The sequence below is a fragment of the Pseudochryseolinea flava genome (genome assembly GCF_003286915.1).
GTDB classification, from domain to species: domain Bacteria; phylum Bacteroidota; class Bacteroidia; order Cytophagales; family Cyclobacteriaceae; genus Ohtaekwangia; species Ohtaekwangia flava.
The window spans coordinates 58,216-73,751 of record NZ_QMFY01000002.1; the positions used below are offsets into that span (position 1 = coordinate 58,216).

Consider the following 15,536-nt stretch of genomic DNA (forward strand, 5'->3'; position numbering starts at 1 on the left):
GGTATGGCTATTGACCATTAAAATATACTATAATCTCAACCCGACGAACGTGGAGTCAATAATCCCTAATTAGGAAAATGTAAAGTAAAACTAATAACAATTAAAATCACTTAAATGAACATCAAGAATCCTGAACAGCTTTGGAGTATGCAAAAAGCGAAACTCAAACTTATTTTTCCTCACCTTGTAGATTCGGACTTTCAATACGATTATGGTAAGAAGGATGTTATGCTTGAACTACTCCAGGCGAAGCTTGGAAAATCTCGCGAGGATATTAATCTTTTATTGTTTGGTCTTTGACCTGGCAGATGTGTATATATTATCAGATAAATTGAATGTAGGTGTAATGATATTCATTCTTATTTTGTTGTATAGTTGGTGATTGCTCTTATGTAGCACTAAAACACAATGAAGAAACAAAATTTGATTTTTGCCCTGCTGTTGTCCGTGTCTTGCCTGGTCTCAGCCCAAGTTGTTGCCCAGAGACCTTTAACCAAGAAAGAGAACAGTAGGATCGATAGTCTTAACGCATCGTACAATGTTGAAACTAACCGATTGAAAACTGTTGAAAACAGAGAAAATCTCTCGGATCTGAAGTCACAGAAAGCCGACACTAAAAAACAGGCTAAGGAAGCCCGACGAATTGAGCGAGATGCCAATGAAGCCGCGCGGGAATCCCGCATAGCTTACAGAAACGAAAAGCAGGCGCAGAAGGCCCGCAAACAAGCCGATAAACAAGCAAGGAAAGCTGCAAGGGCTAGAGACATTTCGAACGAAAATTGATCACGCATAGAGTTAATGTATCGGCAAGTAGTTCAATGAACACTCATGTAATTTTTCGTTAAATCTCATTGAGCATTTGCTTAGACTAGTTATTCAATTGAACGAACGCTTTTATAAGAGCTCCCATCAACCCGGATTGTTAACGTTATTAACAACGATTAACAGGAATTACCTTTAAACGTAGGATTATATGCGCTATCAGCAACATATACAAAGAAACTGGTTGGATGTTAAAGATCGACTTAGACATAGATACCCGACATTAACAGAGGCCGACCTCGATATCGATTCGAAGGATCGCGATTCGATCACCACGCTGGCCAGCAAAATCCAACTAACTAGTCAACAGCTGATTCGTGTGTTAAATGCGTTATAATAAATGACAGCGTTGATCTCCACTCATAGTGTGTAAAGACTAGTCTGGAAAAGGACTTCAAACAAGGCCGGGCGTTGAACCCGGCTTCTTTTGCTATTTCTTCGATTGCTTTGAGATTTTTGCTTTGACCTCCGTGTAGGCATCTGCTAACTGATTTGAATTTTATCATAACCAAACAAGCTAGAATAAAACCTCTAAAAATCGTGGTTACGCAGACTCCCACGGTTTACTCATCAGCATTACATTGAGAATTTAAAATGTTGCAAATATCTCACGTGGTATAATTATTCCCATTTGAACAGAGTATGGAAAAATTTTATCATGACATTTCCTCGTCAGATCTGGAGGTAATATCAGGTCCTTAAAGCTATATAGTTGATTGTGAATCATAACGTGGCTTGATGTTGCCTTTTCACCGTTCGATCGAAAAAATCCCACCCCAAAAGCCAAGTGAATTAATGTCAGTTTGTTGTCGTCAACTTTGAAAAAGAGTGGTATTAAAATCGTATCAAACTATACAAGCGAACTTATCAGTTCATCATTATCAACTTAAAAAAGCCAATCATTATGAAGCGTCTAGAGGTCGCTGAAACAATTCCTCCGCTTTATAGGCCGGGGACTGTAGTTTATGCAAAGGAAAATCATGCTATAGAGCTTGTAGTAATACATTACGCCAAAGGAATTTATTATTGTGCTGTAGTCGGCGACGCGCAATACAATAATCTCCCCTTCCTGGAATGCCAGCTTGTGCAAGGTATTAAGTAGATGGAGTTAATGAAGCGTTGCAGATACACAAGAGGACTTTACAGACTAAATTCATAATGTTACATGAATCACACTTGTCCTATGAACAGGGCACGGCAAACTACTAACTTGACAGTTCATATGCGTCACTGCCGCAAGCATGAAAAGATTTATCAGAAATAGGAGCTGTTACTTTCTTACGGCATGATGAGTTTTACTAATAGAACATTGTTAATTAATCGGTATACGTAAACCACAATAATGAAAATAGCTTATATAAGTACCTACGCTCCTCGTGAATGTGGCATTGGAACATTTACAGGGAATCTTATTCGTGCGATGATGAAATCGGATAACGATACAGTAGAGGGTTATGTTGTGGCGATGAATGACTACGAGCAGGTTTATCAGTACGCCGAAGAGGTTAAGCTCGTCATTCATCAAGAGCAGCAAGCTGATTACCTAGAAGCTGCAAACTTCATAAACCTAAGCGGTGCAGATCTTTGTTTTTTGCAACATGAGTTTGGGATCTATGGAGGGCAGAATGGAGTTTACATACTTCCGCTACTCCACCGTCTTGAGATTCCGATCGTCGTAACATTACACACGGTTCTTAACGCGCCCTCCTATAATGAGCGTGCTGTGTTGACAGAAATCTGCAAGATGGCAAATAGGGTTATCGTTATGAATCGTAAGGCCGTAGGTTTTTTAGTAGACATTTATGGCGTGCCGGAAGGCAAAATATCGTTTATCGAACATGGAGTGCCAGACATTCATTTTGATACAATCCAATCAAAAAAGGAATTCAAGATCGAAGACAATAAAGTGTTGCTTACGTTTGGATTCATTGGTCGCAACAAAGGAATTGAAACAGTAATAAGGGCACTTCCAAAGATTGTCGACAAATACCCGGATGTAATTTATATGGTGCTTGGCAAAACCCATCCGAATGTTTTGCGGCACTCTGGAGAAGAGTACAGAAATTTTCTTCAGCGTCTTGTTAAGACACTGCACCTGGAAGATCATGTAATTCTTTTAAACGAATTTTTTAGTCAAAAAGAATTATTCAAATACCTGGCCGCGTGCGACATCTATATCACTCCTTATGTAAACGAAGCTCAGATTACGAGTGGTACGCTATCTTACGCACTAGGGGCCGGGTGTGCTGTCGTTTCAACACCCTATTGGCATGCTACTGAATTACTCGCCGATCGACGGGGCAAGTTATTCAATTTCAATCAGCACGAGGAACTTGCTGTCATTCTTGACAAGTTGCTGGATAGCCCTTCGGAGTTAAAAAGTCTTCAAGCAAACGCTGCGGCGTACGGTAAAAACATCACGTGGCCAAAGATTGGGCAGAAATACTTTAAACTTGCCGCCGATCTTTTATCGACTCCCCAGGAAGAAGTATTAAAGAAAAGGACCATTGTAGATCCTTTGCTACTTCCTCCTTTTTCATTAGCGCACATCAAGCGCCTCACTGACGACACAGGAATTATACAACATGCAAAGTTTGGTATACCGAATCTGAAGGAAGGGTATTGCCTCGATGATAATGCAAGGGCCTTGCTCATGGTGTTAATTGTCCACCGCCAGCGTAAAGACCCGGTCGCACTTGAGCTCGCTCCGATCTACATGAGTTACATACACTACATGCAGAATGAGAACGGCTCTTTTAGGAATTTTTTGAGCTTCAACAGGAACTTCCTTGACAATGTAGGTTCAGAAGATTCTTTTGGAAGGACGATCTGGGCACTTGGCTACCTTCTTGCAAATGCTCCGAATGATGCGTATTACCAAATGAGCAAGCTCGTGTTTTTTGAAGCTGCTCCAAATTTCGAGAAGCTTCAATCCATACGCAGTATTGCAAATACGATGATTGGCATTTGTTATTATCTGCGAAGCAATCCGTCCGATGATGGGATGACAGAACGGCTTAGGCATTTCGCAACAGTGCTTATGAAGCATTTTGATGAGAATAGTGCCGCTGACTGGCAATGGTTTGAGCCCCTGCTCGCTTATGACAACGGAATTTTGCCACTGGCGCTGCTACACTCTGCGGAAATGTTGAATGACGACAAGGTAACGCAGACAGCATTAGCGAGCATGAAGTTTCTTACAACCGTTACACTCAACGGAGGATACCTGTCGATTATCGGAAATAAGGACTGGTACAAAAGAGATGGCGAGCGCTCCATGTTTGCACAGCAGCCAATCGATGCAATGGCGATGGTGCTGATGTATCATCAGGCATTTCACCTTACGAAAGATAAAGAATACCTAAACCTTCTTTATACCTCGTTCATGTGGTTCCTGGGAGAAAATGATCTTAGAATGAGTTTATATGATTTTGAAACCAAGGGCTGTTGTGACGGTTTCGAGAACAACGGCGTGAACAGAAATCAAGGCGCAGAAAGCTCTCTTGCCTATTTGATTTCGCATCTTACAGTTCTCAAGGCTTACGAAGAATTTTATTCGTAACTTCAGGATCGCAATGCTTCAAGGAGTTCTTTTAATTCGACTACACCATACGTTGATGAATGGTCGGATACCGCATAAGGTAGAATCAGGCTTTGATTATGGATGATTGATCCACACGAGTATACAACATTCGGGACATACCCTTCTCTTTCATTTTCACGTGGAGACAGCAAAGGTTCTTCTAATCGTCCGATCTCTTTAGTAGGATCATCGAGATCAAAAAGTGATGCTCCGATACAATATCTTCGCATTGGACCAACGCCATGAGAGATCACGAGCCAGCCTTCTTCAGTCCATAAGGGTGAACCACAGTTTCCGATTTGCGTAAATTCCCAAGGGAAGCGTGGCTCCTGTATTTGGATTGGCTTATTCCAGATCGTTGGCCTGTCGGAATACATGAGGTAATTGTTTACTCCGTCAATACGTGCAAGCATAGCGTACTTGCCTTTGATCTTCTTAGGGAACATGGCTAGGTTTTTATTCTGGGCCCCCACGCCATGAAGCGGCATAATACGGAATGTGTAAAAATCTTCAGTCGATACTAACTTAGGAAGAATCGTGTGGCCATTGTAGGCTGTGTATGTTGCATATATCTTTTCGCTTCCGTCATCATCCATAAACCTGACGAATCGGGCATCTTCGATACCGCGGCTTTCTGAGTCAGAGATCGGAAAGATCACGCGTTCAGAAATATCAGAGTCATGCTTAAATTGAACATCGTAAAAGGAATCGGCCAACCAGGTAACTTCTTCAAGTGCCAGTCTTCGTTCGATACTGATTACATCGTCGTTCAATACTTTATTCACAGCATTCTTCAGGATATAGTATTCGAACTTTTCAGGGAGGTCTTGCATGATACTCGTAGAATACTTTTCCGGTATCTTCATCTCTATAAGTTTTTTAACAAACCTATTTTTATTATACATCTTTTTATGCGTGATCTCTGGTTGATCAATATGGTCGCCAATTTTTGCAACGTGCATATCATTGTTTTTATCGATCGTGGCCCGTCGAAAAACGATCGATGAAATATGTCCTTCGCCCGTAGCCCGAAATGAAAGTATGATCCGTCTCTCCCCTTTTTCAAGATAGAGTTGATCGAAATCTTCAATCATCGAAGGGTTGAAAAATGCTGCCGATTCAATGGAGTATTCGCTGGTGAAATACGACCCAATCAGCATTTTTTGTTCATCTGACAACTTTGAATAGTCGATGTTCATTCCCTCAATTATGCGTTGATTCCTAAGGCAATGTTTAGAAAATATTCTAGAAATATTTCTATGTCGACTTGCGAATTCACGAAGGGTATGTTCGAGGGCGGAAGCGACTTGTTTATCATTCAAGGTCATCAATCTACCAATCATTTTCTCGGTACGGTCGTGCCCGTGTTCGAAATAGCGGGCCACTACCCTGCTTGAATCTGGAGAGAATACTAGACTTTTTCGAGTTACTGAAACGCGCATTTAACTACTTGTTTTCAAGATCCAGAGAGTCTAGTATTTCTTGTATCGATAGGTCTGCACCGCAGATCACCTCGTCGCTTGCGCCATAATACAAGTGAAGCTTATCTCCCACCACCAAATGACCATTCGTAAAAATCACGTTACCAAAGAATCCCTTTAGCTCGTACTCTTCTGTTGGTTCCATTAGTGGTGAACTACTTCGCCCGATAACGATCCAAGGCTCATGTATACTTAATAATATAGCGCCCAGGCAATAACGATTACTCGCGTCGGCGCCGTGATAAATGATAAGCCATCCTTTCGGCGTTTTAACTGGTGAACATCCGGCACCGATCCGTGCGCTATCCCACATATTCTCTCTCGTAGTGGCTATGCACTGGTGGTTGCCCCAGTGAACAGCATCGGGAGATTCTGCAAGCCAAATGTAGTTGCCTCCAAATTCGGTACTGCTAGGACGATGTAACGCATAATAGCGGTCTCGGAACTTCAGCTCAAAAATCGCACAGTCCTTATTATGCGGTGGCAGAATCATCCCTTTCCGTTCGAAACGTTTCCAATCTCTGGTCTTCATCAACCCTACGCCAACACCATACGCCGACACCATTGTATATGTCAAATAATAGATTTCATCGATTTCAGTAACACGACAGTCTTCAATGCCATAAGATTCCAGTTCACTTGATCCAAAAATTGGAACGTAATTTTCGGGTTCATAGAATTCTCTCCCCTCATCGCTGCACATGAGTTTTAGATACGAATGTGTGGTCAGATAATCTCGACCATCATAACGAATCTTTCGGGGGTCTGACAGATCGAGTTTGGGGTCAGAGTTTGGATACGTCAGCGTTTCAATTTCGCCATTGTCCATTGAAACAGGAAAGGTTATAAAGCCATGCTGTTGATGTGGGCGTTGTGCCACCCGGACAAGCAACCAAGTTTTTTTGTTAAATCTAAACACAGCAGGATTCATTAAACCAACCACCACCAGGTTTTTACTGGAAGGCTTTATGTCTGAAGGTGTGAGTAGTGGATTCTCCTCGAATCTCACGGCGATGTCGCGAGTAAATACATTTTTCATAATCTTACTGTACAAGTCCAAGTTTAATTTTACGAAGGAATTTCGCTAATTCGTACGGATGCGTCGACATGACTTCCTTCTTGTGAACAAAAGGTGCCGGTCAGGACAAGCATAAAAATAAATTCAACTGACGATCACCAGGGGAATAACGATTCGGAAGGATAACGTACAGAGGGAAGTGGAGCGTTTTAAGTGCTCAATGTTATGGTAATGTACGCAATTCCCCGATGCTAAGCGAAATAACTATTGGCTCTTTATTTTCAGTACGATCACAAATGCACTTCTTACAGTAGAAAATGTATGTGCTATCGTGCAACTGCTACGTGATTATTAGACAGTTATCTCATATAGTATGGTCGTCAACGCGCGAACTATTGATATCCATATGTCGTTTTTTTTTCGTCTTTGATGGTTTGAAAGCCCACAACCGAATTGCTGCGGCAATGCAAGCAACCAGAAGGAAAAGATGGAAGATGTTTGGTACATCGTATGCTAAATAACCGATTCCCCAGATTATAAATGAGACGGACGCTGTTGTATGTATAAAATTTTTCATTTCCTTCAGTGCAATTTTCCTCAGGTGATACTTATGTTGGTGTATTGCGTTGTTGATTTCATATTCGTTCAAATCTCATTTCATTTTGTTCAGGCTTTTCTTTTTTGTCCGGCTAAAAAGCAATTCTTCAAGGTCCAATTTTTGTTCATACTGTCTTAATGCTGTCTGTTCAAACGTTCCGGCTTGGTGAAATTCGATCAGAAGCTTTCTTTGGAACTTATTTATTTCGGACTGTGCTCTGGTGAGCTCATGTTCCGGCGACAGTTCGATGGTTATCGTCGCATCCGACTTAGCCATTCTCTCTCGCTCTTTTAAAGATTCGATCATATCAATGTATTGCTTTTTGACCTGCGTTCTGGTTACGTCAGAAATCTTACCAGTAAGTTCTACGTCGATAAAATTTAGTACGCTATGGGTGATCGATAACCGGAGCGCCCTTTCATCACCTTCAGTAGTGTCCTGTGGTTTAACTTTTAGAATCTTAAGTAGTAAAGGCAGCGATATTCCTTGAATAACAAGTGTAGCGAAGATGACCACAAATGCGATAAAAAGTATTAGTGATCTTTGCGGCAATGCAACGGCACCCACCGTTAATGGCAGTGCGAGCGCAGTGGCCAGTGAAACCACGCCTCGTGTACCTGTCCACGCTACGATCGCTACATTTTTCCAGGTGTCTTTGTCCCAACGATTGGCAGATTCTTTCCTGTTGTTACCAACAGCTGACGTCAGTACCCCTGCGCCGAGCACCCAGAATATTCTGATAAGAATCGTGATTCCACTTACGAGAGCACCGTACAACATCAACTCCATGACACTGTATTGTTTCAGATCGGCCAGGATAGAACGGAGCTGAAGCCCGATAAGAATGAACACGAAGCCGTTCAATAAAAAAATAAGTGTATCCCACACCGCCCGATGTCGGATGCGTGTTTGATATGAAAATACATCTGGTGCGCGACGCGAGATCACCAGTCCGGCACAAACGACTGAAAGTATCCCTGATACATGGAAATACTCCGCGGCTAAATAAGCAACGAACGGCGTTAGCAGACTCAGTGACGTGCTGATGATCGAGTTGTCAAGTATTTTTTTATGTACAATCACGAAAATGGAACCCACAACGGCCCCCATAAGCGTTCCTCCCGCAACGACCAGAAGAAAATCAATTCCGGCTTGCCAAACTATAAAGGAACCTGTACCGATAGCGGCGACGGAAAACCTGTAGGCAATCAATGCTGACGCATCGTTCAGAAGACTTTCACCTTCAAGGATGGTTACCACCTTCTTGTTAAGTCCAAGGCCCTTGGTGATTGTTGTGGCAGCTACCGCATCTGGTGGAGATACAATGGCTCCCAATACAAATGCAAGTGGCCATGTAAATCCAGGAATTAGAAAGTAGCTGGTGATTGCAACAGCACCGGTAGTAAATATCACTAATGCGATAGCCAGTGTAGCAATGGGCCTGAATTCCGATTTGAAATCGTGCCAATCTGTATTGGATGCAGCATCATACAAGATCGGTGGAAGAAAAATAAGGAAGACTACGGCCGGGTCTAGCGTGATGGCAGGCATAGACGGTACAAAACCAATCGCTAGTCCGGACAATACAAGGAGAATAGGTGTTGGCAATTTGTATTTATCCGCAACTGCCAAAAGGGCGACGAGTAGTGTTAGTACAACTATTATGGTAGCATAATTCTCCATTTGTTTCTGGATTTGTTGAAGGTTAGGGTGCTGCAATTACCGCTTATCTTGTTGGCAGTGCCTATCTGGATACATATCGATGTCCCCACCTTACAACCAAGATCAGGCATTGTCAGTTCTCAATGACTTCGTTGTCGGGAGGCATCAAGTTTTAGCTACTATAATGCTCACTAGTATGACACTGATAACCAGATATGGCATGAAAAGAAAAATAAAAACTAAGAATAAGAAACTCGCTGACTATACCGAGGTAAAAACTAAAGGAGAATTGCTCCAGGAAGATAGTGATCGGCGGCAACGCGAGGCGGTAATGCATTCTGAACACGTCGATCCCTGCCATTATTATCGATAAATAAACACCCCTTGTACAAGGAGCAATTGAGTTCATTTCAATTAATCATTTTTTTACTTCTCTCTGTGGGTCATTTCGATTCTTGTGATCTCCTACATCTTCAGGATCTCCAAATATATAGAAAAGCGCCTCCCTCAAAGATTTTGCGCGAACAACGTCTTTTATGATTGAGATATGCTCATGAAAATTGATGTGCAAAGGATTGGACTTATTCTGTATGTTATGCGTAATTCCATACGTTACATCAGCTTCCTCCTTCTGAAACGTTCCAAAGATTCTGTCCCAAAGGATAAAGGTTGCTGCAAAATTCTTGTTGATGTAGGGACGTTGTGACCCATGATGAACACGATGATTTGAAGGAGTGGCAAAAACATACTCAATTGCAGGATGAAGACATTTGATATACTCAGTATGAACCCAGAACTGAAATAGGACGGCAACCTGATTAGTAATAAAGATAATGACAGGATGAAAACCGATTAACGCGATTGGTAATACAAAAATGATTTTAATATACTGGACCCAGGAAAGCCGAAAAGACACGGAGAGATTGTATTGCTCGCCAGAATGATGCGGTACATGCGAGGCCCAGAAAAAACGAATGTGATGGGAGAATCTGTGTGTCCAGTAACTTAGGAAGTCAAATATGATATAACACGGAATGAACGTCCACCAGTTGAACGACATTCTCCAAGGTACTAGATTATATACTAATGCGAAAAGAAAAAACAACAGTGTTTTAATGAGTAAGCCGATCCCAACATTGCCTAAACCGACCAATATGGAACCTAGTGTTTCTTCTTTTTTATAGAGTAAACGGTTTTGATACAGGGAAACCAAATACTCCAGAAGAACGAAAAAGAACATGACTGGCGCTGCGTATACAATGATGTTTGGGGAATTTCGCATGAATAGCTCAACCTCGTGAAACGATAATGCTTTAGCACCAAATAGTTCATCCATTTAATAAATATTGAAAACCTGAGATAAGATCGCAGGCCGTACATCCTCATCGTTAAATCTTCATGCCTATAATGGGACGTCTTCGTAACCACTTTTGATCACGGTCGAAATCATTTTAAAACGTACATTCGCTTTAATGCAATTCCGGGAGTTTGCTGGAATAATGATCGCCTGACCGACTTCCAGATTTGTCGAAACATTGTCAATAACAATTTCCGCATTACCGTCAATAATCTGAATGAACGTGTCAAAGGGTGACGTTCTTTCCGTCAACACTTCTCCAGTGTCAATTGAAACGACACTTACGTTCCCAGTAGTTTTTTTAATAATGGTCTTGATCACAACAGCATTCGGGATATATTCAATGATCTCAACGATAATAAAAGATTTTCCTTTCTCATGTTCAATGTTTTCCACGCATGTTGATGTTTAATTGTAAGAAAAGACACGTTCGTCCATTTTCATGTAAAGGTCGGTACTGGAAAGGCGAGCTTGTTACATTCGTAAGAAGAATTCTTACATCCATCACTTAAAATCATCGAACAGCTAACCAGAAGGTGTGGGTTGTCTGGTTGATTAGATAATTCACTGACCCCTATTAGATTATTACTATAGATCGCGCATAAGATTAAGACATAAAGTTGATTCAGCGGCCAGTCGAACTTACTGAACATGCTTGTCGCTAGATAGGCGACGTTTGTAATGTGAGATATCTATAAGTGTTCTATAATTTCTTAGAACAATGCAACGATGCGTGTATACTACCTTTGTAATACTGGATTAAATCGCATGAATTTTATCAATTTTAACATCATCCTATGATTCGCAGTCCTATTACATTTTTCTAAAGAAAACCTTGATTTTACGTCCACACTTAATGAAAGAGTAAATGACTATTTCAAAGTTGGATCAATTGGCTGGTTAATTATAAGCGGAGTCTGAAGCACGGTCATTCTATCTGGTATCAGGTGAATTATTGGTCGAGTCATTCCCTCATAGACGGGACTATGAGTTAACAAGGATTAGGTGTACCTTTTTTGAGTATTTGCCAGCATTGATTCTTCACGGTTCGAAATTCACGAGTGACAAATTCCTCGCGGTAGTTTTATGTCAAGTTATTTACAGTCTGTTTACTTATCGAGATGCATGTGAATCGATTTTCGCGCATATTATGAGGATTTACGTTAAGTACATGGTTAGTTTGAGGTGCAAAATGATCGTCAAGGAAGAATTGGAAAAGCTAGGACTGACGGTCTCCTCAGTAGAATTGGGGGTTGTCGAGACACCTAATAACGTGTCCGAACAACAGCTGATAGATTTGAAAGACAATCTCTTCAAAAGTGGTCTGATCGTACTCGACGATAAGAAAAGCATTCTGATTGAGAAGATAAAAGCGGTGATCATTGAAATGATCCACTACGAAGACGACTTACCGAAGGTAAATTACTCAAATTACATCAGCGACAAGCTAGCCTATGACTACACCTACTTGTCAAACATCTTTTCTGAGGTTAAAGGTATTACCATCCAACAATACATCATTCAACACAAGATTGAAAAAGTCAAAGAACTCCTTTTGTACGCTGAGTTAAACCTCACACAGATCGCGTATAAGATGCATTACAGTAGTGTCGGACATTTATCGGCGCAGTTCAAAAAAATTACTGGATTAACCCCCTCCTTCTATAAAAAACTTAGGGAGAAACGGAATAATAATCTTGAAGATCTGTAGCGTAGCTTAAACTCAGCTAATGATATTAGCTTACAGATTATAGTTCGTAGAATGTCGATGAGCCTTCATGAACGAACGTATTATAGTTATCCGGTCACAGCGGCATTAGCGCTCGGGCGAGTTGGAGAAGGCCATCATAGCAATTTATTAACGTAGCAATTCGCTCGAATCGACGACTTATTTTTCTTTCTGAGTGTCTGTCTTGGCATGAGTTACAAATCGTAACTAAAAACACCCTAAATGGGTAGTAGGGTGAATACTAACGGGAAATTGCACAGAGAAGTGGGATCTTGTACAATCAATCATGTACATGCGAATCATACGAAATACCCGACGGCTATGTAAGAATGACTGAACTTAATGTTTGCTTTCAGGCTTTTAGTGCAGCAACTAACCTACCTTGCTCATTAATCAACCGAAAGCATGAGTATAACAGCCGCATTAAAAAAAGATCTCCCTGCAGGACTTGTTGTATTTCTCGTTGCTTTACCGCTCTGCCTTGGTGTAGCGCTAGCCTCTGGGGCACCGCTAATGTCGGGAGTGATTTCGGGAATTATCGGCGGTATCGTTGTTGGCTTCATCAGCAAATCACAGACAAGCGTCAGTGGTCCTGCCGCTGGATTGACAGCAATCGTGCTGAGTTCAATCACTCAGTTAGGTAGCTTTGAGTTGTTTCTTTCTGCGCTCGTAATTGCGGGGTTTCTTCAGTTGGCGATGGGTTTTGGAAAAATCGGCTTCATTGCCAACTATGTTCCGTCCAATGTGATTAAGGGACTACTTGCTGCAATCGGAATCATTCTAATTCTTAAGCAGACCCCGCACGCACTAGGATATGATGCTGATCCGGAGGGCGATTACTCTTTCTTTCAACCAAATGGAGAGAATACGATTTCGGAGCTTGTTAACATGCTAAACTATATACATCCTGGCGTTACCATCATCGGAGTTCTATCGGTGTCTACGTTAATCCTTTGGGACAAGATACCTGTGAAAGCTTTTAGGTTTGTGCCTGGCTCTCTGTTCGTGGTTGTGATGGGTGTACTTCTTAATCTTCTTTTCGTAAGCACATTCCCAGCGTTGATCATCGAACAATCTCACTTGGTAACACTGCCTGAATTTGACTCGTCTAGCTTTTTTCATTTGCCTGCATTAGCTGACTTCAAAAATTATCAGGTCTTCACGGTGGCGGTAACTATAGCATTGGTCGCATCTCTCGAAACGCTTCTTAACATCGAGGCAGTAGACAAACTTGACCCCCACAAGAGAGAATCTCCGCCTAATCGTGAGCTAGTTGCACAAGGCATTGGAAATGTATTCGCGGGATTTTTAGGCGGTCTTCCGGTAACATCAGTAATCGTAAGGAGCTCAGTAAACATTGGAGCTGGAAACGAGACGAAGTTATCTACCATCTCCCACGGGATGTTAATGCTCGTTAGTATTATTGCTTTGAGTCCGATCTTAAATCTCATTCCTCTATCTTCTCTGGCTGCTATCTTGCTGGTCACTGGTTATAAGCTTGCGAAAGTTTCAATTTTTAAAGAGATGTTTGCAAAGGGATGGAACCAGTTTATTCCATTCATCGTGACGATTGTTGCAATTGTTTTCACCGACCTCCTGATCGGCATCGTCATCGGGTTAGGGGTTAGTGTTTTTTACTTGTTAAAAAATAATTTTCGAAATCCTTTCACCTTGCACACGGAAACTCTTTCTGTTGGCGAGGTCATAAAAGTTGACTTATCGGAAGAAGTTTCATTTCTAAATAAGGCTTCAATCCGGGAAACACTCTGGCAGATCCCCAATCACTCAAAGGTAATAATTGATGCAAGTAAGTCCAGCTTCATTGATGAAGACGTCCTGGAGCTGATCCGAGATTTTAAAACTACGGTAGCTCCCGAGCGTGATATTCAATTGAACGTCTTAGGACTGCGGGAGAAATACAAGATGTCTGGCCATGTCCAATTCATTACAGTCCTTAGCAGAGAGGCTCAGCAGGCGTTAACTCCACCCGCAATTATCGATCTGCTAAAGGCAGGGAATTTACGATTCACTGAAGGCTATGTAAGTGAAAAGTTTTACGAACGTCAGGTCAACGCCACGTCTCTGGGGCAAAACCCAATCGCGATAATCGTTAGCTGTATAGACTCACGCACATCACCTGAAATTGTTTTCGATGCGGGAATCGGAGACTTGCTGATCGTCAGGGTAGCCGGCAATGTTAGTGGAAAAGCAGTGATAGGAAGTATTGAACTTGCCGTTAGAAAGATTGGGGTCAAATTGGTAGTGGTAATGGGGCATTCGAATTGTGGCGCGATTAAGGCTGCAATTGGTCAGATTACAGACGGACATATCGGATTCATTACTGAAAAGATTAACGCTGCCGTAGTTCATGCAGGTCTTAACCCATTGGCTGTTGATACCAGCGACAACGCGCTGATGGAAAAAGTGACTTGCCTCAATGCCGAAAATTCAATTCGTGACATATTGAGTGAAAGCGCTTACCTGAAGCAACGTGTTGGGCAAAAGGAGATAGGGATCGTCTCTGCATACTACGATACAACGTCCGGGAAGGTCAGCTTTAACTCGCTTCAATAGACCGAGCATTGGCATTTAGCCTTCATGACGCTGCGTTCCATCCGGGTTTTCCCGGAGACAGCGGTACATGAGAACGTTCCCTTAGAGAAAACTTGAATTTATCGTTAAGGTGGTTATGTCAGCGAGTTGTGGACGTGCTAATAACTATTTTTAAAACAGAACTGGCCGGTAAGAATGTACACGAACTACTTCATGGCCTTATGACGATGTAACAGACATCGGTGACGCACTGATTTACCGCCCCTCATCGGAATATTTGGTGTGGCTGAAATTTCGAAAGAATAAGTTCTTTCTCCTCCTTTTTCAATGGAATTAAACGATTGAAGTATTCTAGGAGTGATTGAATTGTTGTTGCGTCTTGCATGCGAGCTGTGCTAAAACACAAAGTTACCTAATTCAAGTTAGACTTCACTTCCGTCAACACTTCACGAGATTTGTCATAGCCGATTGCCTATGTGCGTCACTCCACTTACCTTTGCTTCCGAGTAACAAACCTCAAAAATTCATTTATGTTTCTTTAGAGTTGTTGAGTGATGGTCAGGCATTTTTCGTTACCATTTTGTTACTCGAGCCAGTTAACTCGCTGGCTAATAATGAAGTTCACATTTTGTATCGGCAAATAGCTGCTTCTAATCATTTGACGCTAAGAATCACATCTCACTCGGCCAGCACACGCATGCGACACTTCTATTTCCACACGGTGTTGCCATTA

General features: G+C 41.8%; 11 protein-coding genes. 6 read left to right on the forward strand and 5 right to left on the reverse strand.

Features of this window, described 5'->3' with window-relative positions; genetic code table 11:
• Positions 1–114: 114 nt before the first annotated feature.
• From DQQ10_RS05545 to DQQ10_RS05565, 4 genes are all read left to right on the forward strand, one after another.
• Complete coding sequence (locus DQQ10_RS05545) at positions 115–300, forward strand: general stress protein CsbD (protein ID WP_112745846.1); 186 nt, start codon at positions 115–117, stop codon at positions 298–300.
• A gap of 108 nt (positions 301–408) precedes the next feature.
• Positions 409–783, forward strand: a complete 375-nt coding sequence (locus DQQ10_RS05550) for a hypothetical protein (RefSeq protein ID WP_112745847.1) — start codon at positions 409–411, stop codon at positions 781–783.
• Between the two features lie 943 nt (positions 784–1,726).
• Positions 1,727–1,924, forward strand: coding sequence for a hypothetical protein (locus DQQ10_RS05560; RefSeq protein WP_112745849.1), 198 nt, complete (start codon positions 1,727–1,729; stop codon positions 1,922–1,924).
• A gap of 240 nt (positions 1,925–2,164) precedes the next feature.
• Positions 2,165–4,384: a glycosyltransferase family 4 protein gene (locus tag DQQ10_RS05565; protein WP_112745850.1), complete on the forward strand. Its 2,220-nt coding sequence runs from the start codon at positions 2,165–2,167 to the stop codon at positions 4,382–4,384.
• Positions 4,385–4,386: 2 nt separating this feature from the next.
• On the opposite strand, the gene DQQ10_RS05570 is transcribed toward DQQ10_RS05565, so the two are convergent.
• The 5 genes from DQQ10_RS05570 to DQQ10_RS05595 form a co-directional block, all read right to left on the reverse strand.
• Complete coding sequence (locus DQQ10_RS05570; RefSeq protein WP_112745851.1) at positions 4,387–5,847, reverse strand: glycoside hydrolase family 130 protein; 1,461 nt, start codon at positions 5,845–5,847, stop codon at positions 4,387–4,389.
• A 4-nt stretch (positions 5,848–5,851) separates the two neighbouring features.
• On the reverse strand, positions 5,852–6,925 hold the full coding sequence (locus DQQ10_RS05575) for a glycoside hydrolase family 130 protein (RefSeq protein WP_112745852.1): 1,074 nt from the start codon (positions 6,923–6,925) through the stop codon (positions 5,852–5,854).
• A 631-nt stretch (positions 6,926–7,556) separates the two neighbouring features.
• Complete coding sequence (locus tag DQQ10_RS05580; RefSeq protein WP_112745853.1) at positions 7,557–9,185, reverse strand: Na+/H+ antiporter; 1,629 nt, start codon at positions 9,183–9,185, stop codon at positions 7,557–7,559.
• Between the two features lie 397 nt (positions 9,186–9,582).
• A complete protein-coding gene (locus DQQ10_RS05590; protein ID WP_112745855.1) occupies positions 9,583–10,500 on the reverse strand; it encodes a sterol desaturase family protein in 918 nt (305 codons plus the stop codon).
• A gap of 66 nt (positions 10,501–10,566) precedes the next feature.
• Positions 10,567–10,917, reverse strand: coding sequence for a cupin domain-containing protein (locus DQQ10_RS05595; RefSeq protein WP_112745856.1), 351 nt, complete (start codon positions 10,915–10,917; stop codon positions 10,567–10,569).
• Positions 10,918–11,713: 796 nt separating this feature from the next.
• Between DQQ10_RS05595 and DQQ10_RS05600 the strand changes: the two genes are divergently transcribed.
• Both DQQ10_RS05600 and DQQ10_RS05605 read left to right on the forward strand, forming a co-directional pair.
• Complete coding sequence (locus tag DQQ10_RS05600) at positions 11,714–12,232, forward strand: helix-turn-helix domain-containing protein (RefSeq protein ID WP_394341959.1); 519 nt, start codon at positions 11,714–11,716, stop codon at positions 12,230–12,232.
• 423 nt (positions 12,233–12,655) lie between these two features.
• Positions 12,656–14,824 carry a bifunctional SulP family inorganic anion transporter/carbonic anhydrase gene (locus DQQ10_RS05605; RefSeq protein WP_221409673.1) on the forward strand — a complete coding sequence of 723 codons (2,169 nt, stop codon included), beginning with the start codon at positions 12,656–12,658 and terminating at the stop codon, positions 14,822–14,824.
• Positions 14,825–15,536: the final 712 nt, after the last annotated feature.

What these genes read in the sequence shown, in the direction of transcription:
- DQQ10_RS05545 (WP_112745846.1), top strand. Translation starts at nt 115, where the DNA reads ATGAACATCAAGAATCCTGAACAGCTTTGGAGTATGCAAAAAGCGAAA.
- DQQ10_RS05550 (WP_112745847.1), top strand. Translation starts at nt 409, where the DNA reads ATGAAGAAACAAAATTTGATTTTTGCCCTGCTGTTGTCCGTGTCTTGC.
- DQQ10_RS05560 (WP_112745849.1), top strand. Translation starts at nt 1,727, where the DNA reads ATGAAGCGTCTAGAGGTCGCTGAAACAATTCCTCCGCTTTATAGGCCG.
- DQQ10_RS05565 (WP_112745850.1), top strand. Translation starts at nt 2,165, where the DNA reads ATGAAAATAGCTTATATAAGTACCTACGCTCCTCGTGAATGTGGCATT.
- DQQ10_RS05570 (WP_112745851.1), bottom strand. Translation starts at nt 5,847, where the DNA reads ATGCGCGTTTCAGTAACTCGAAAAAGTCTAGTATTCTCTCCAGATTCA.
- DQQ10_RS05575 (WP_112745852.1), bottom strand. Translation starts at nt 6,925, where the DNA reads ATGAAAAATGTATTTACTCGCGACATCGCCGTGAGATTCGAGGAGAAT.
- DQQ10_RS05580 (WP_112745853.1), bottom strand. Translation starts at nt 9,185, where the DNA reads ATGGAGAATTATGCTACCATAATAGTTGTACTAACACTACTCGTCGCC.
- DQQ10_RS05590 (WP_112745855.1), bottom strand. Translation starts at nt 10,500, where the DNA reads ATGGATGAACTATTTGGTGCTAAAGCATTATCGTTTCACGAGGTTGAG.
- DQQ10_RS05600 (WP_394341959.1), top strand. Translation starts at nt 11,714, where the DNA reads ATGATCGTCAAGGAAGAATTGGAAAAGCTAGGACTGACGGTCTCCTCA.
- DQQ10_RS05605 (WP_221409673.1), top strand. Translation starts at nt 12,656, where the DNA reads ATGAGTATAACAGCCGCATTAAAAAAAGATCTCCCTGCAGGACTTGTT.